Origin of the sequence: Bradyrhizobium sp. KB893862 SZCCT0404 (genome assembly GCF_018130885.1) — a bacterium.
Taxonomy (GTDB): domain Bacteria; phylum Pseudomonadota; class Alphaproteobacteria; order Rhizobiales; family Xanthobacteraceae; genus Bradyrhizobium; species Bradyrhizobium stylosanthis.
Genome location: NZ_JAFCLT010000015.1, coordinates 123180 through 138640, shown reverse-complemented (window position 1 = coordinate 138640; position 15461 = coordinate 123180). Strand labels below are relative to the sequence as shown.

Genomic DNA, 15461 nt, shown 5'->3' with positions numbered 1-15461 from the left:
GACCCCGATGGGGCTTTCGAGATGCATGGCAAGGCTGGCTCAGAGGCAGGCTAACGGCCTCACGGCGCTTGCGGCCCTGCTTGCCGCGGCCGTCCTCCTGGCCCTCCCGGGCCTTGCCCATGCGCAGGGCGCGGTGCGCTCCGTCCATGGCGACTGGCAGATTCGCTGCGACACCCCGCCCGGCGCCCAGACCGAGCAATGCGCCCTGATCCAGAGCGTGGTGGCCGAAGACCGCTCCAATGCCGGCCTGACCGTGATCGTGCTCAAGACCGCCGACCAGAAGAGCCGCCTGATGCGGGTCGTCGCCCCGCTCGGCGTCCTCTTGCCCTCCGGCCTCGGCCTCAAGCTCGACAACCAGGACGTCGGCCGCGCCGGCTTCGTCCGCTGCCTGCCCAATGGCTGCGTCGCCGAGGTCGTCATGGACGACAAGCTGCTCGGCCAGCTCCGCAGCGCCAAGACCGCCACCTTCATCATCTTCGAGACGCCGGAAGAGGGCATCGGCTTCCCGCTCAGCCTGAACGGGCTCGGCGAAGGCTACGACAAGCTGCCGTAAGCTTGGCCGCTGCAATCCTATTGTTTCCGTAATGTGAGGCTTCGCGCCCTCGCGGAACCGGGCCGAAACCATTATCTTGCCCGCATCCCCCGATAATGGACGGACACATGACCAACCCTGCCACGACCTCCCTGCTCGACCGTGCCAATCTCGATCGCGACCAGGTTCGCAACGAGGTCGCGCGCGGGCTCGCCGGCGCCGACGACGGCGAATTGTTCCTGGAGTACAGCCAGACCGAAGCGCTGATGTTCGACAATGGGCGGCTGAAGCAGGCGACCTACGACACCTCCCAGGGTTTTGGCCTGCGCGCCGTCAAGGACGACGCGGTCGGCTACGCCCATTCCTCCGACGTGTCGCTGCCGGCGCTGATTCGCGCCGCCGACGCGGTGGCGGCCGTGCGCGGCGGCTATTCGGGCAGCTTTGCCGCCCCGCCAGCGCATACCAACGTGCGTCTTTACAGCGACGACAATCCGCTCGATGCCCCCGGTTTCGAGACCAAGGTCAAGCTGCTGGCCGAGATCGACGCCTATCTGCGCGACAAGGATCCGCGGGTGCGGCAGGTCAGCGTCAGCCTGGGTGCGACCTGGCAGGTCGTCGAGATCCTGCGGCCCGACGGCGAGAGCTATCGCGACATCCGTCCGCTGGTGCGCGTCAACGTCTCCGTCGTCGCCGGACAGGGCGACCGCCAGGAGAGCGGCAGCAAGGGCTATGGCGGCCGCGCCGGCTATGCCGAATTCATCGAGAGCAAGAACTGGCGCGACGCCGCCGACGGCGCGCTGCGCGAGGCGCTGGTCAATCTGGAATCGATTCCGGCCCCGGCCGGCGAGATGGACGTCGTGCTCGGCGCCGGCTGGCCCGGCGTGATGCTGCATGAAGCGGTCGGCCACGGCCTCGAGGGCGACTTCAACCGCAAGAAGACCTCCGCCTTCGCCGGCCTGATGGGCCAGCAGGTCGCGGCCAAGGGCGTCACCGTGGTCGACGACGGCACAATCGCCTCAAGGCGTGGCTCGCTCTCGATCGACGACGAGGGCACGCCGACCAACCGCACCGTGCTGATCGAGGACGGCGTCCTGGTCGGCTACATGCAGGACCGCCAGAACGCGCGCCTGATGAACATGAAGCCGACCGGCAACGGCCGCCGCCAGGGCTATGCCCATGTGCCGATGCCGCGCATGACCAACACCTACATGCTCGCCGGCGACCGCGATCCGGCCGAGATTCTCGCCTCCGTGAAGAACGGCGTGTTCGCCGCGAATTTCGGCGGCGGCCAGGTCGACATCACCTCGGGCAAGTACGTGTTCCAGTGCACCGAGGCCTACAAGATCGAGAACGGCAAGATCGGCGCGCCGCTGAAGGGCGCCATGCTGATCGGCAACGGGCCGACCGACCTGCATCGCATCCGCATGATCGGCAACGACCTTGCGCTCGACACCGGCATCGGCACCTGCGGCAAGAACGGCCAGGGCGTGCCTGTCGGCGTCGGCCAGCCGTCGCTTCTGATGGAACGCATTACGGTGGGTGGAACGGGCGCATGAGCGTTGAAGACAAGGTAACTGCGCCCGCCAAGCGCAAGAGCAGCGGCTGGGGCGGACAGATCATTCAGCTCGCCGGCATCGTGGCCGCCGTGTTCATCGCCAAGGGCGCGCTCGCCGAGCCGTTCTACGTGCCGTCGGGCTCGATGGAGCCGACGCTGCTGATCGGCGATGCCCTGCTCGCCTCGAAATTCCCCTACGGCTACGGCACCTCGTCGCTGCCGATCCAGATCAACCTGCCCGAGAGCGGCCGCGTCTTCGCGGAAACGCCGAAGCAGGGCGACGTCGTGGTGTTCCGCTGGCCCGGCGATCGCTCCCAGGCCTGGGTCAAGCGTGTCGTGGGCTTGCCCGGCGACCGCATCCAGATGCGGCAGGGCCAGCTCTTCATCAACGACCGCCCCGCCGAGCTGAAGCCCGACGGCGTCGGCTCTGCCGAGGACGACAATGGCGGCAGCGAGCCGGCCTACCGCTATGTCGAGACCCTGCCGAACGGCGTCTCTCACCTGATCTTCAAGATGCGCGACAACGGTCCGCTCGACAACACGCAGGAGGTGACGGTGCCGCCCGGCCACCTCTTCGTGCTCGGCGACAACCGCGACAACTCCGCCGACAGCCGTGTGCCCCTGCGCTCCGGTGGCGTCGGCCTGCTGCCGATCGACAATCTGATCGGGCGTGCGGATGCCGTGGTCGGCTCCTGGGATCTCGGCATGCGCAGCCAGCCTGTCTACACTTGGCTGTCCGGCTTCCGGCTCGCGCGGTTCTTCACCGCCGTGCATTGAACAGAAGTCGCCTCGCCTCGCGATGAACCAAGACGAATTCCTCGCGCTCGCGCTGAGAAATCCCGTCAACGTTACGATCATCGAAGAACTCGCACGTCTCGCCCTTCCCGACGCCTGGCTGGTCTCGGGTTGCCTGGTGCAGACGGTGTGGAACGTGCTTACGGGCCGCCCGATCGATCACGGCATCGCCGATTACGACGCGTTCTATTTCGACCGTGATACCTCGTGGGAGGCGGAGGATACGGTGATCCGCACGCTGCACGCGCGGCTCGGGCATCTCGGCGTCAAGATCGAGATCCGCAACCAGGCGCGCGTGCATCTGTGGTACCCGGCCAAGCATGGCCTGCCCTATCCGCCGTTGAGCTGCTCGGCCGCTGGCATCGATCGTTTCCTGACGCAGAACACGCAAATCGGAGCGAGACGCGCCGGCGACGGCTACGAGGTCTACGCGCCGCATGGCTTTGGTGATGTCGCAGGGCTGATCGCACGGCCCAATCCAGGCCCGAATTTTTCCGCAGCGAGCTACGCGGCGAAGGCCGCGCGCTGGAAGGCGCTGTGGCCGGAGCTCACGGTGATCGCGGCAGAGTGAGATCCGTAGGGTGGATTAGCGAAGCGTAATCCACCTCTTTCGCTTCCGTGGGAGACAAACAGTGGTGGGTTACGCCGCGCTTCGCGCAGCTAACCCACCCTACGGCACCGGCCTATCTCACCACTCCCGAGGTGAACCCCGGCTTGCGGCGCGGCGGCTTGATTTCCTTTTTCAGGTAACAGCGCGCCTCGCGCCCGGTGTAGCCGGGGCGGGAATAGGTGAAGGCGCGGCACTTGTTGTCGGCGGTGCAGGCGGCCTTGCAGGCCTCGACGCTTTCGCCGTCCTTGAGCTCGAAATTGCGCAGGTCGCCGCCGGGGCGGTCGATCGACGTCTCCACGCCTTCGACGCGCGGCTCGATCACGCCGGCGCCGCGGACGCCGGAGATGCAGCAATTGCCGGGCACGCGCGGCGGCACGGTGTTCTTGAGCCAGCACACCGCCGCGGCGCCGTCGATGTCGGGATAGCTGAAGCTCCAGGAGCGGCACTTGCGGTCGCGCTCGCACAACAGCGCGCAATCCTCGGGGTCGCCCGAGGTCACCGGCTGGCTGAAATAATCGCCGCCGGGCCGGTCGAACGCCGTCTGGGCGCGCGCCGGCACGCCCGCGAACGCGAGCAACAGCAGCGCGGCGCATGCCACGAGGCTTGCCATGACGGCCCCATGCAGGCGGCCCTTCCCCATCGGAACAGCTTTCGAGTTATTGACGACGCTCGGGTTTTTCAGCCGGTCATTTGATCGCCGCAAACCTGTATGGGCGATGAACGGCTGAAGTCCTGGGCGTTGGCCTATCGGCGTAGAGCGCTTTCGCGCGAAGTGGGTACCGGTTCGCGTAAAGACGCGTCAAAATAAGAATCCAGAGCCCCGTTCCGATTTATCGGAACGGAAATGGCTCTAGAACGCGTATTCCGCGTAGGCCGGTTCCACGGAGCCCTTCCAGGGGCCGTTGAACTTCTCGAGCATTTCCTCGGCCGGCGTCCGGCCGGAATCGATGATGCGGTCGAGCGGCTCGAGGTGCCGCGTCTCGTCGCGTCCGAGCTGGTCGATCCGGCCGCGGCGGCGCAGGCCCGCATGTGCCAGAACGAGGCATTCCTTGGCGATCTCGAACAGATAGCGATCCTTGATCCGCGCCTTGAAGCCGAAGCGCGGCACGTCGTCGCGCAGCGCCTGGCGCTCATGCGCGCTCCAGTGCTTCACCATGTCCCAGGCGGCATCGAGCGACACATCGTCATAGAGCAGCCCGGCCCAGAATGCCGACAGCGCCGGCAGGCGTCCCCAGGGACCGCCATCGGAGCCGCGCATCTCGAGATAGCGCTTCAGCCGCACCTCCGGGAAGATCGTCGAAAGATGGTTGGCCCAGTCCGACAGCGTCGGACGCTCGCCGGGCAGGTTGTTGTTGCGGCCGTCGAAGAAGGCGCGGAACGAGGAGCCCGACACGTCGATGTAATCGTCGCCGCGCTTGACGAAGTACATGGGCACGTCGAGCGCGTAGTCGACATAGCGCTCGAAGCCCATGCCGTCCTCGAACGCCCAGGGCATCATGCCGGCGCGCGCATTGTCGGTGTCGCGCCAGATCTCGGAGCGGAACGAGAGGAAGCCGTTCGGCTTGCCTTCGGTGAACGGCGAATTGGCGAACAGGGCCGTCGCAACCGGCTGAAGCGCGAGCGAGACGCGCAGCTTCTTGACCATGTCGGCTTCGGAGGAGAAGTCGAGATTGGTCTGCACGGTGCAGGTCCGGTACATCATGTCGAGGCCGTACTGGCCGACCTTCGGCATGTAATTGGTCATGATCTTGTAGCGGCCCTTGGGCATCACCGGGATGTCGGAGCGCGACCATGACGGCGTCATGCCGAGGCCCAGGAAGCCGATGCCGAGCGGCGTTGCGATCTCGCGCACCTGGGCGAGATGCGCCATCAGCTCGCTCTGGGTCTGGTGCACGTTCTCGACCGGTGCGCCCGAGAGCTCGAACTGTCCGCCCGGCTCGAGCGAGATCGCGCCGCCGCCGGTGACGTCGTAGAGGCCGATGATGTTGCCCTTCTCCATGATCGGCTCCCAGCCGAGCAGGAGCTTCATGCCTTCGAGCAGCGCACCGATGCCGCGCGCGCCCTCGTAAGGCACCGGACGATGGCCTTCGAGCGTGAACGGCGTCTTCTCGTGCTCGGTGCCCATGCGGAATTCGGACGGGTCCTTGCAGCCGGCTTCGAACCACGCGACGAGTTCGTCACGCGATTGCAGCGGCGTCATATCGATCTGGTCTCGCGCCATTTCAAACTCTAATCAAAAGCGCTTCGACCGAATGCGCGGGTGACAGGGATGGTCCGCGAACCCACCGGGCGCGCGGACGTGCTGGGTTGCCGTCGATCATCGCGACGGCGAAGTTTCGTTGACGCTGGCGACGGGCGGCAGTTTCATCTCGCCGCACGAGCAGCCCAGCCGGTCGAGCAGGCCGCTGAGCTTGACGGCGTCGGCATCGGATAGTTTCGAGCCGACATATTTCTCGATTGCGGCCGAATAGGCGCCCCACATCCGCTTCTGCAGCTCGCGGCCGGCTTCGGTGATCTCGACGAACTGGCCGCGCTTGTCGATCTTGCATTCGCGCCGGGAGGCGAGCCCCTCGTCGACCAGGCGGTCGATCAGGCGCGAGGTGGAATATTGCGGGATCAGCATCTGCCGCTCGAGCTCGACGGGCCGCAGCTCGCCGGACGGCGCGCGCGACAATTCGAGCAGGGCGTCGTACCATGCCAGCGGCGGGAACCCCGCCTTCTTCAAATCCTGCTCGACGCAGTCGAGCACGCGGCTCTGCACCCGCATCAGGCGGATCCAGGCGGAAGTGGCCTCGGTCGATGGTTTGCGTTTCATGGTCCCGCTCAAGCTCGTCGCCCGTCTCTTACCTCATTCGATGCACCTGCATCAATCTTGACTATTGCATGCAGATGCATGTAGGCGTTCTTTCGCCCGAGCCAAGCAACAAGAGGAGGAAATTCCATGAAACTCTATTACTCACCCGGCGCCTGCTCCCTGTCCCCCCATATCGCGCTTTTGGAAGCCGGCCTGCCCTACGAACTGGTCAAGGTCGATATCCGGGCCAAGAAGCTCGAAAATGGTGAGGATTATCTGAAGCTGAACCCCAAGGGCCAGGTCCCTGCGCTGGGCCTCGACAGCGGCGAGATCGTGACCGAAGGCCCGGTGATTGTCCAGATGATCGCCGATCAGGCCTCGGCCAAGGCGCTGGCGCCGGCCCACGGCAGCGCCGAGCGCTACAAGCTGCTCGAATGGCTGAACTTCCTCACCTCCGAGGTGCACAAGAGCTTCGGCCCGCTGTTCGCCCCGGCCCTGAACGACGAGGCCAAGGCGTTCTTCAAAGACCGTGTCATGGGCAAGCTGAAATATATCGACAGCCAGCTCGCTAGCCGCGACTACCTGATGGGCAAGCAGTTCACGGTCGCCGACGGCTATCTCTTCACGATGCTGACCTGGGCCGACCGTATGAAGTTCGACTTCTCGGCCATGCCGCACCTTGCCGCCTACAAGGCCCGCGTCGCGGCGCGCCCGCAGGTGCAGGAGGCGCTGAAAAAGGAAGGGCTCGCGCAGGCCGCTTGAGCGCTCGCAAGTCGTGACGATCGAAAGGCCGGATCGAAGATCCGGCCTTTCTTCATTGTGAACCAATCGATCGGCGGCGGCGTCGAAGGATCACCTCCCGCGAGACAGTTGCGCCATGAACATGATCGTCCTCATGACTGCCGCCGGCGCGCCGCTCGCGATGCTCGGCCTGTCGACACCGGTCACGCCGCAGCGCAGCTGCATCTTCATGGTCCATCCGCAGATCACCTCGATCGTGTTCGAAAGCAAGGAAGGGAAGATCGTCTTTCCGGACCGGCCGACCGAATACCCCTGCAGCTACGCCAGGACGAAGGGCGGAGCGGACATCGCCTTCACCAACCAGAACGGCTGGCGTTTCGAGGTCCGCATCGGCCGCGGCGATGAAGGCACCTGGAAAGCCAGCCTGGCCGACGACGCGGTCTCGGGCCGCGCCTTCTCGCCGTTCGGCGACCAGAAATAAGCAGGCCGGATCGCCGATCCCGCCGCCATATTTGCTGCAGTACAGCAAAGGCGCGAGCCCCGTTTGCGCCGGATCATCGTACCTTGATTAGACTTATGAACTACTGTTCGCGAAGATTAAGTGGTGCTGTCTTGTCAGCACCCGCGAAGCGGGCGAGTCTAGCACTATTGATTGAAGATTATTTGCGCGCTCATTGAGGTTGAAGTTGACGATTGCCATCGTCCTGATCGTTGCAAGCGCTCTGGTAGGAGTAGCGACAGGTCGCTTTTTCAGGATCTGGGCGCTGGTCGTCTTTTCGCCTGTGATCGCGATCGTCGCGGCGATCGTTCTGCGCGCTTACGATTTCGGGATGGTGGGGGGCGTGACCGTCGTCGCCATCTGTCTTGCCGCCTCCCAGCTCGCCTATCTCGCGGCATCGTACCTGCTGCACGCGCGCGCGGTCTCACCCCATGACGAAGTCGACGGCAACCCAGGCGAGATAGGCCAGCAAAAAGTCCGCCGCCAGCACAAGTAGCGCCAACGCGGCCCAGAGCGCCGGACCCTTGCGGCGCAAGCGCGCCGGCTTCTGTTGCGAATGGAGTCGGTCCGTTGCGGACGCAACGGCATGTCTTGCGGTGAGATCGCGATCGAGCGCGGTCTTCCGCAGCACCAAGGAGTTCATCAAGGACAACTTTCTTTTCGTCTTCGGCTTGCCGACGGGATCGGCAAGTGTCCCAACGCATTCGTGACCCTGACCCGCAGCAAGACTAGTGCCAGGGCCGAGCAAAAGAACGGCGCCGCTTTGACGCGCCTATGACAATTGCGCGACGCTGCGGCAGCAGGGACTCTCGCACGGTTCCTACGCGGATTCTGTGATCGGTTCCACAACCTGGAACAAATCTGACACAACCGTGATGACGCCCGCAGAAAGCAAAAAGGCCGGATCGATGATCCGGCCTTTTGTTTAGGCGCGTAGCCCGCATGCAGCGAAGCGCAATCCGGGGTCTTGCCTGTTGCAAACTCTGTCCCGGATTTCGCTACGCTCCATCCGGGCTACGAGATCCGATCAGGCTGCCGCCTTCTTCGGCGCGAATCGGCCGTAGAAGGTCTCGCCCTTCGCGGCCATCTCCACCAACAGCTTCGGCGGCGTGAAGCGCGAGCCGTACTTCGCTTCCAGCTTGTGGCAGAGCTCGACGAACTTCTTCGTGCCCATGAAGTCGATGTAGGACAGCGTGCCGCCGGTGAACGGCGCGAAGCCGAAGCCGAGGATCGAGCCGACATCCGCCTCGCGCGGATCGGTGATGACGTGGTCCTCGACCGTGCGCGCGGCTTCCACCGCCTGCACCACCAGGAAGCGCTGCTTCAGCTCCTCGATGTCGAGCGTGTCGGGGTCGAGCTGCTTCGGCTGCAGCGCCGACAGACCCGGCCACAGGCTCTTCGAGCCCTTGCCCTTCTCGGGATAGTCGTAGAAGCCCTTGCTGTTCTTGCGGCCGAGCCGGCCCTGCTTCTCGACCATCTCCACCATCAGCTTCTTCTGATCGGGGTTGATGGCGTTGGGGCCGAGATCGGCTTCCGTGGCCTTCATGATCTTGAGGCCGAGGTCGAGCGCGACTTCATCCGAGAGCGAGAGCGGGCCGACCGGCATGCCGGCCATCTTGGCGCAGTTCTCGATCATCGCCGGCGGCACGCCCTCGAGGAACATCTCGTTGCCCTCGGCGACGTAACGGCCGACGCAGCGGTTGGCGAAGAAACCGCGGCTATCATTGACCACGATCGGCGTCTTGCCGATCTGGCGGACGTAGTCGAGCGCGGTCGCGAGCGCGACATCGCCGGTGTTCTTGCCAAGGATGATCTCGACCAGCATCATCTTCTCGACCGGCGAGAAGAAGTGAATGCCGACGAACTTGCCCTGGTCCTTGAAGCCCTCGGCCAGCGAGGTGATCGGCAGCGTCGAGGTGTTCGACGCGAAGATCACGTCGGGCTTCAGATATTCCTGCGCCTTGGCGAAGGTGTCCGCCTTGACCTTGCGGTCCTCGAACACGGCCTCGATGACGAGATCGACGTCCTTCAGCGCGGCATAGTCCGCGGTCGGCGTGATGCGCGCGAGCAGCGCCTCGGCGTCCGCGGGCTTGGCACGGCCCTTCTTGATCTGGTCCTCGATCACCTTCTGCGCATGCGCCTTGCCCTTGTCGGCGCTCTCCTGGTCGCGGTCGATCAGGACGACGTCGAGGCCGGCGCGGGCCGAGACGTAGCCGACGCTCGCGCCCATGAAGCCGGCGCCGATCACGGCGATCTTCTTCACCTTGGTCGCGGGCACGTCCTTCGGACGGCGCGCGCCCTTGTTGAGCTCCTGCATCGACAGGAACAGGCTGCGGATCATCGCAGCCGCTTCCTTCGAGCGGAGCACCGAGGTGAAGTAACGCGACTCGACGCGAAGCGCCGCGTCGATCGGCAACTGCAGACCCTCATAGACGCAGCTCATGATCGCGCGCGCGGCCGGGTAGTTGTCGTAGGTCTCGCGGCGATAGATCGCGTTGCCGGCCGGGAACATCATCATGCCGGCCTTGGAGAACACCGGCCCGCCGGGCAGCTTGAAGCCCTTCTCATCCCAGGGCGCGACGGCCTTGCCGCCGCCCTTGATCCAGTCCTTCGCGGCCTTGACGAGGTCGGCTGCGGGAACGATGGCGTGAATCAAATTCAGCGCCTTCGCCTTCTCGACGGTGACAGGATCGCCCTTGAGCAGGATGGTCATCGCATCCTGCGGTGGGACCAGGCGCGGCACGCGCTGCGTGCCGCCGGCGCCGGGGAACAGGCCGACCTTGACCTCGGGCAGGCCGAGGCGGGTCTTGGGATTCTCCGCGGCGACGCGGTAGTGGCAGCACAGCGTGATCTCGAAGCCGCCGCCGAGCGCGAGGCCGTTGATCGCAGCCGCCCACGGCTTGCCCGACGTTTCGATCGAGCGCAGCACCTGCGAGAAGCGGCGGCTCTGGTCGAACAGCATCTGGTTCGCGGCGGTCTCGCCCTGCTCCTTGAAGACCTTGGCGTAGGCCTGGTTCATGCCCTCGAGCATGGAGAGGTCGGCGCCGGCGCAGAATGCCTCTTTGGCCGAGGTGATGACGACGCCCTTCACGGCGGCATCGGCCGTGGTCGCCTTGACGATCGCGTCGAGCTCGCTGGTGGAGGTCTCGTCGAGCACGTTCATCGAACGGCCCGGGATGTCCCAGGTGACGAGCGCGATGCCGTCGGAATCGGTCTCAACCCTGAAGTTCTTGTACGACATGTTGGTTGCTCCTCGGTGCCGCAGCCGGTCTCAGGCGCGGCGGTTGATCGGGGTCTCGTAGGGTGGGTTAGCCGAAGGCGTAACCCACCGCTGTCTTCATCCGCGGAAACAGAAGAGGTGGGTTACGCTGCGCTAACCCACCCTACGGCTGCTCGTTACACGCGCTCGATGATGGTCGCGGTGCCCATGCCGCCGCCGATGCACAGCGTCACCAGGGCGGTGGACTTGTTGGTGCGCTCGAGCTCGTCGAGCACGGTGCCGAGGATCATCGCACCGGTCGCGCCAAGCGGATGGCCGAGCGCGATGGCGCCGCCGTTGACGTTGATCTTGGCATTGTCGATGTCGAAGGCCTGGATGTAGCGCAGCACGACCGAGGCGAAGGCCTCGTTGAGCTCGAACAGGTCGATGTCCGACTTCTTCATGCCGGAGCGCGCGAACAGCTTTTCGGTGACGTCGACCGGACCGGTCAGCATCATCGCCGGCTCGGAGCCGACATTCGCGAACGCGCGGATCTTGGCGCGCGGCTTGAGGCCGTACTTGCTGCCCGCTTCCTTGCTGCCGAGCAGCACGGCGCCGGCGCCGTCGACGATGCCCGAGGAATTGCCGGCATGGTGCACGTAATTGACGCGCTCGATCTCCGGATGCGACTGGATCGCGACGCCGTCGAAGCCGCCCATCTGCGCCATCATCGTGAACGACGGCTGCAGCTGCGCTAGCGACTGCATCGTCGTCGAGGGACGCATGTGCTCGTCCTTGGCGAGGATGGTGAGGCCGTTGATGTCCTTCACCGGCACGATCGACCTGTCGAAGCGGCCTTCCTCCCAGGACTTCGCCGCGCGCTGCTGGCTCTGCACTGCATAAGCGTCGACGTCGTCGCGGGAGAAGCCGTACTTGGTGGCGATCAGGTCGGCCGAGACGCCCTGCGGCATGAAATAAGCCGGCACCGCCATCGAGGGATCCATCGGCCAGGCGCCGCCGGAGGCGCCGATGCCCACGCGGCTCATCGACTCCGCTCCGCCGCCGATCACGAGCTCATGCTGTCCGCTCATCACCTGCGCGGCGGCAAAGTTCACGGCATCGAGGCCGGAGGCGCAGAAGCGGCTAATCTGCACGCCGGGGACGGCTTCGCCGAGGCCCGCCTTCAGCGCGGCGAAACGCGCGATGTCGGAGCCGGCTTCGCCGACCGGATCGACCACGCCGAGCACGACGTCGTCGACCGAATCTTCCGGCAAATTGTTGCGGTCCTTCAGCGCCTTCAGCGGCACCGTGGCGAGCGCCAGCGCGGTGACTTCGTGCAGCGCGCCGTCGGCCTTGCCGCGGCCGCGGGGAGTGCGGACGTGATCGTAGATATAGGCATCTGCCATGGGGAGCCTCCTGATTGCAGTTATTGTCGCGGCGACCGCTGCGCGGTCGCGATCTCTGGCGAAGCGGAAGGCCTCAGAAGGCTTCCGCCGGCAATTCCATGATGGTGGCGCAGCCGGACTGGATGCGCGCGAGATTGGCCGCCGTCTCCGGCAGCATCCGCTCCATGAAGAAGCGGCCGGTGACGAGCTTGGTCGAGAGATAGGGCGTCGCCCCGCTCTCGGCAATCTTGGCGTTCGTCACCTTGGCCATCTTCGCCCACATGTAGCCGAGCGCGACGAAGCCGAAGAGATGGAGGTAATCGGTCGCGGCGGCGCCGGCATTGTCCGGCTTCATCATCGCGTTCTGCATCAGCCAGGTCGTCGCCTGCTGGAGATGGCCGAGCGAAGCCGAGAGCGGGGTGATGAAGGGCTTCATCGCCTCGTCGCCGCCGTTCTCCTTGGCGAAGGCCATGACCTCGCCGAAGAAGGTCATGATGGCGCGGCCGCCGTCGCGCGGCAGCTTGCGGCCGACGAGATCGAGCGCCTGGATGCCGTTGGCGCCTTCATAGATCATGGCGATGCGCGCATCGCGCACGAACTGCTCCATGCCCTGCTCGGCGATGTAGCCGTGGCCGCCATACATCTGCTGCGCCTGCACGGCGTTGGCGAAGCCGTAGTCGGTGAGGAAGCCCTTCAGCACCGGCGTCATCAGGCCCATGTGGTCGTCGGCGGCCTGGCGGTCCTTCGGGTCTTCGGAGCGGTGGGCGACGTCGCTCTTCAGCGCGGTCCACATCACGAAGGCGCGCGCGGCTTCGTTAAAGGCACGGATCGAGAGCAGCGTGCGGCGCACGTCGGGATGCACGATGATCGGATCGGCCGCCTTGTCCGGCGCCTTCACACCGGTGAGCGCGCGGCCCTGGATGCGCTCGCGGGCATAGGCGACGGCGTTCTGATAGGCCACTTCCGACTGCGCGAGGCCCTGCACGGCGACGCCGAGGCGGGCTTCGTTCATCATCACGAACATGCCCTGCATGCCCTTGTTCTCTTCGCCGATCAGCCAGCCGGTGGCACTGTCGTAGTTCATCACGCAGGTCGAATTGCCGTGGATGCCCATCTTGTGCTCGATCGAGCCGCAGACGACGCCGTTACGGGTGCCGACCGAACCATCGGCATTGACCAGGAATTTCGGCACCACGAACAGCGACACGCCCTTGATGCCGGCGGGTGCGCCCTCGATGCGGGCGAGCACGAGGTGGATGATGTTGTCGGCAAGGTCATGCTCGCCGGCCGAGATGAAGATCTTGGTGCCGGTGATCTTGAAGCTGCCGTCGGGCTGGCGCACCGCCTTGGTGCGAAGCATGCCGAGGTCGGTGCCGCAATGCGGCTCGGTCAGGTTCATGGTGCCGGTCCATTCGCCGGCAATCATCTTCGGAACGTAGGTCTTCTTCTGATCCGGCGTGCCGTGCACCAGCAGCGCCGCGGTCGCGCCCATGGTGAGGCCGCCATACATCGAGAACGCCATGTTGGCGGAGATCTGGAATTCGTTGACCGCCTGCGACAGCGTCACCGGCAGGCCCTGGCCGCCGAACTCCTGTGGCGCGGAGAGACCGAGCCAGCCGCCTTCGGCGACCTGCTTGAACGCGTCCTTAAAACCCTTCGGCGTGGTGACGCTGCCGTCGTCGGCGCGCTTGCAGCCTTCGAGATCGCCGACGCGGTTCAGCGGCTGCAGCACCTCTTCGGCGAGCTTGGCGGCTTCGCCCAGGATCGCCTCGCGCACATCGCTCGACGCATCGGAGAAGCCGGCGAGGTTGTCGTAGCGGTCGATCTGGAAGACGTCGTTGAGCAGGAAGTTCACGTCTTCGACGGGGGCTTTGTAGATCGGCATGGCGTTCTCCCGGCAGGGCCTTCTAAGGGATGATGTTGGGCTTATGATTGGGCGGCGGCAAGCTGCTCCGCCATCAGGCGATGCAGCATGTTGATCGCCTTGAGCGGACGCACCATCACCTTGAAATGGGTGATGCGTCCCTCGGTATCGAAGCTGATGATGTCGACGCCGTTGATCTCGATGCCGTCGATCACATTCTTGAATTCGAGCACGGCGCCGCTCTCACTCTTCCACTCGCCGACATAGGTGAAGCCGGGGCCGCCGAGCACCTTCTCGGCGCTGGAGAGGTATTTGAAGGTGATGTCGCGGCCGCGCTGGGGCGAATGCACCACGGGGCTTTCGAACACGGCGTCGGGGTGGAGCAGGTCCCAGAGCGCTGTACGGGCTGCAGCGCGGTCATGGGACTTCATGTAGGCGTACCAGGAATCGAGGCCGGTCATTCTCGGGTGCCTCCCTAACGGGCTTTCCAGGAGCCTTGTCCAAAAAGTTGCGAAAACAACCCCATGCACAGTAGCGAGGAGGTTGATTCCATTGGATTTCGGGACGGGCCTTCGGCCCTTCCCGCGAGCCGCCTCATATGCACATTGACGCATATGCGCCGATGCGCATAAAGTCAAGCGGATTGGTCAGAGTTCGAGAACAGGAGGCCGGTCATGGCACTGGGCGACGCAATCCTCGCATGCCTGACGGAACGTCCGATGACGGGCTACGAGCTCGCCAAGACGTTCGATTCCTCGATCGGCTTCTTCTGGAAGGCCGACCACCAGCAAATCTACCGCGAGCTCTCCAAGCTGCGCGACCGCGGCTACATCCAGGGTCGCGAGGTCGTGCAGACAGGCAAGCCCAACAAGCTGGTTTATACGCTTACGCCCGAAGGTAGAACAGCGCTGCGGCACTGGGCCGCGCGGCCAAGCACGCCGGCCTCGACCAAGGACGACCTGCTGGTCCGCCTCCATGCGCTCGACAGCATCGACATCGAGCCGCTGCGCACCGACCTGATGGCCCGCCTGGAGCACCATCGCGACCGCCACGCCAATTACGAGCGCATCCTGAAGAAGCGCTTTCCCGACGGCACGGCGGAAGGCCGCCTCGATCTCGGCAATCTGCTCCTGCTCCGCTTGGGCGCCCGCCACGAGCAGATGGTGGCCGACTTCTGCGAGGAGACCCTCGACGCGCTGTCGTCGATGAGCGGCAAGGCCGCGGTGGTGCCGATCGAGGAGGGTAAGCGGGAGAAGGGTTAGATCGGCGGCGGCGGTGTTATCACCTCTCCCGCTTGCGGGAGAGGTCGCGCCGAAGGCGCGGGTGAGGGCTCTCTCCTCTTGGGGATTGTCCCATTGCGGAAACACCCTCTCCCCAGCCCTCCCCCGCAAGCGGGGGAGGGAGCGCACCGGTTGTGTGGCGAAAGCTGAAGACCAAGGTTCCCCCCGCCCAACTTTAAGACACCGGGCCAGCGTTCCTTAACCCGT

Annotated in this window: 15 protein-coding genes; 8 read left to right on the top strand and 7 right to left on the bottom strand. The window is 65.1% G+C overall.

The features are described 5' to 3' along the window. Window positions 1-7: 7 nt before the first annotated feature. The 4 genes from JQ617_RS37160 (at window position 8) to JQ617_RS37145 (ending at window position 3453) form a co-directional block, all read left to right on the top strand. On the top strand, window positions 8-553 hold the full coding sequence (locus tag JQ617_RS37160; protein WP_063686505.1) for an invasion associated locus B family protein: 546 nt from the start codon (window positions 8-10) through the stop codon (window positions 551-553). A gap of 107 nt (window positions 554-660) precedes the next feature. Beyond that, on the top strand, window positions 661-2088 hold the full coding sequence (gene tldD / locus JQ617_RS37155) for a metalloprotease TldD (protein ID WP_212030674.1): 1428 nt from the start codon (window positions 661-663) through the stop codon (window positions 2086-2088). Next, window positions 2085-2864, top strand: a complete 780-nt coding sequence (gene lepB / locus JQ617_RS37150) for a signal peptidase I (RefSeq protein WP_212030673.1) — start codon at window positions 2085-2087, stop codon at window positions 2862-2864. Before tldD ends, lepB begins: the two co-directional genes overlap by 4 nt. A 22-nt stretch (window positions 2865-2886) precedes the next feature. Next, window positions 2887-3453 (top strand): nucleotidyltransferase family protein, encoded by a 567-nt coding sequence (locus tag JQ617_RS37145; protein WP_212030672.1) that lies wholly within the window; start codon window positions 2887-2889, stop codon window positions 3451-3453. 112 nt (window positions 3454-3565) lie between these two features. Here the strand turns inward: JQ617_RS37145 and JQ617_RS37140 are convergent, their stop codons facing one another. The 3 genes from JQ617_RS37140 to JQ617_RS37130 all read right to left on the bottom strand — a co-directional run bounded on the left by JQ617_RS37140 (window position 3566) and on the right by JQ617_RS37130 (window position 6307). Further along, window positions 3566-4132 carry a PAN domain-containing protein gene (locus JQ617_RS37140; RefSeq protein WP_063686499.1) on the bottom strand — a complete coding sequence of 189 codons (567 nt, stop codon included), beginning with the start codon at window positions 4130-4132 and terminating at the stop codon, window positions 3566-3568. A gap of 210 nt (window positions 4133-4342) precedes the next feature. After that, complete coding sequence (locus tag JQ617_RS37135; protein ID WP_063686497.1) at window positions 4343-5713, bottom strand: glutamate--cysteine ligase; 1371 nt, start codon at window positions 5711-5713, stop codon at window positions 4343-4345. Window positions 5714-5809: 96 nt separating this feature from the next. After that, a complete protein-coding gene (locus tag JQ617_RS37130; RefSeq protein ID WP_063686495.1) occupies window positions 5810-6307 on the bottom strand; it encodes a MarR family winged helix-turn-helix transcriptional regulator in 498 nt (165 codons plus the stop codon). A gap of 126 nt (window positions 6308-6433) precedes the next feature. On the opposite strand from JQ617_RS37130, the gene gstA reads away from it, so the two are divergent. From gstA to JQ617_RS37115, 3 genes are all read left to right on the top strand, one after another. Continuing rightward, window positions 6434-7048, top strand: coding sequence for a glutathione transferase GstA (gstA, locus tag JQ617_RS37125; RefSeq protein WP_212030671.1), 615 nt, complete (start codon window positions 6434-6436; stop codon window positions 7046-7048). 115 nt (window positions 7049-7163) lie between these two features. After that, entirely contained in the window at window positions 7164-7508 is a 345-nt protein-coding gene (locus JQ617_RS37120) for a hypothetical protein (protein ID WP_212030670.1), read from the top strand. 205 nt (window positions 7509-7713) lie between these two features. After that, the gene (locus JQ617_RS37115; RefSeq protein WP_063687738.1) at window positions 7714-8022 is read left to right on the top strand and encodes a hypothetical protein; all 309 of its coding nucleotides are present in this window, start codon (window positions 7714-7716) and stop codon (window positions 8020-8022) included. Window positions 8023-8553: 531 nt separating this feature from the next. Here JQ617_RS37115 and JQ617_RS37110 read toward each other — a convergent pair. The 4 genes from JQ617_RS37110 to JQ617_RS37095 all read right to left on the bottom strand — a co-directional run bounded on the left by JQ617_RS37110 (window position 8554) and on the right by JQ617_RS37095 (window position 14435). Further along, window positions 8554-10767, bottom strand: a complete 2214-nt coding sequence (locus JQ617_RS37110) for an FAD-dependent oxidoreductase (protein WP_212030669.1) — start codon at window positions 10765-10767, stop codon at window positions 8554-8556. Between the two features lie 155 nt (window positions 10768-10922). Then, on the bottom strand, window positions 10923-12131 hold the full coding sequence (locus tag JQ617_RS37105) for an acetyl-CoA C-acetyltransferase (protein WP_063686486.1): 1209 nt from the start codon (window positions 12129-12131) through the stop codon (window positions 10923-10925). 73 nt (window positions 12132-12204) lie between these two features. Then, the gene (locus tag JQ617_RS37100) at window positions 12205-13995 is read right to left on the bottom strand and encodes an acyl-CoA dehydrogenase C-terminal domain-containing protein (RefSeq protein ID WP_212030668.1); all 1791 of its coding nucleotides are present in this window, start codon (window positions 13993-13995) and stop codon (window positions 12205-12207) included. A 41-nt stretch (window positions 13996-14036) separates the two neighbouring features. Next, complete coding sequence (locus JQ617_RS37095; RefSeq protein WP_212030667.1) at window positions 14037-14435, bottom strand: nuclear transport factor 2-like protein; 399 nt, start codon at window positions 14433-14435, stop codon at window positions 14037-14039. A gap of 213 nt (window positions 14436-14648) precedes the next feature. Between JQ617_RS37095 and JQ617_RS37090 the strand changes: the two genes are divergently transcribed. After that, window positions 14649-15236 carry a PadR family transcriptional regulator gene (locus JQ617_RS37090; RefSeq protein WP_212030666.1) on the top strand — a complete coding sequence of 196 codons (588 nt, stop codon included), beginning with the start codon at window positions 14649-14651 and terminating at the stop codon, window positions 15234-15236. Window positions 15237-15461: the final 225 nt, after the last annotated feature.

What these genes read in the sequence shown, in the direction of transcription:
- JQ617_RS37160 (WP_063686505.1), top strand. Translation starts at nt 8, where the DNA reads ATGGGGCTTTCGAGATGCATGGCAAGGCTGGCTCAGAGGCAGGCTAAC.
- tldD (WP_212030674.1), top strand. Translation starts at nt 661, where the DNA reads ATGACCAACCCTGCCACGACCTCCCTGCTCGACCGTGCCAATCTCGAT.
- lepB (WP_212030673.1), top strand. Translation starts at nt 2,085, where the DNA reads ATGAGCGTTGAAGACAAGGTAACTGCGCCCGCCAAGCGCAAGAGCAGC.
- JQ617_RS37145 (WP_212030672.1), top strand. Translation starts at nt 2,887, where the DNA reads ATGAACCAAGACGAATTCCTCGCGCTCGCGCTGAGAAATCCCGTCAAC.
- JQ617_RS37140 (WP_063686499.1), bottom strand. Translation starts at nt 4,132, where the DNA reads ATGGGGAAGGGCCGCCTGCATGGGGCCGTCATGGCAAGCCTCGTGGCA.
- JQ617_RS37135 (WP_063686497.1), bottom strand. Translation starts at nt 5,713, where the DNA reads ATGGCGCGAGACCAGATCGATATGACGCCGCTGCAATCGCGTGACGAA.
- JQ617_RS37130 (WP_063686495.1), bottom strand. Translation starts at nt 6,307, where the DNA reads ATGAAACGCAAACCATCGACCGAGGCCACTTCCGCCTGGATCCGCCTG.
- gstA (WP_212030671.1), top strand. Translation starts at nt 6,434, where the DNA reads ATGAAACTCTATTACTCACCCGGCGCCTGCTCCCTGTCCCCCCATATC.
- JQ617_RS37120 (WP_212030670.1), top strand. Translation starts at nt 7,164, where the DNA reads ATGAACATGATCGTCCTCATGACTGCCGCCGGCGCGCCGCTCGCGATG.
- JQ617_RS37110 (WP_212030669.1), bottom strand. Translation starts at nt 10,767, where the DNA reads ATGTCGTACAAGAACTTCAGGGTTGAGACCGATTCCGACGGCATCGCG.
- JQ617_RS37105 (WP_063686486.1), bottom strand. Translation starts at nt 12,131, where the DNA reads ATGGCAGATGCCTATATCTACGATCACGTCCGCACTCCCCGCGGCCGC.
- JQ617_RS37100 (WP_212030668.1), bottom strand. Translation starts at nt 13,995, where the DNA reads ATGCCGATCTACAAAGCCCCCGTCGAAGACGTGAACTTCCTGCTCAAC.
- JQ617_RS37095 (WP_212030667.1), bottom strand. Translation starts at nt 14,435, where the DNA reads ATGACCGGCCTCGATTCCTGGTACGCCTACATGAAGTCCCATGACCGC.
- JQ617_RS37090 (WP_212030666.1), top strand. Translation starts at nt 14,649, where the DNA reads ATGGCACTGGGCGACGCAATCCTCGCATGCCTGACGGAACGTCCGATG.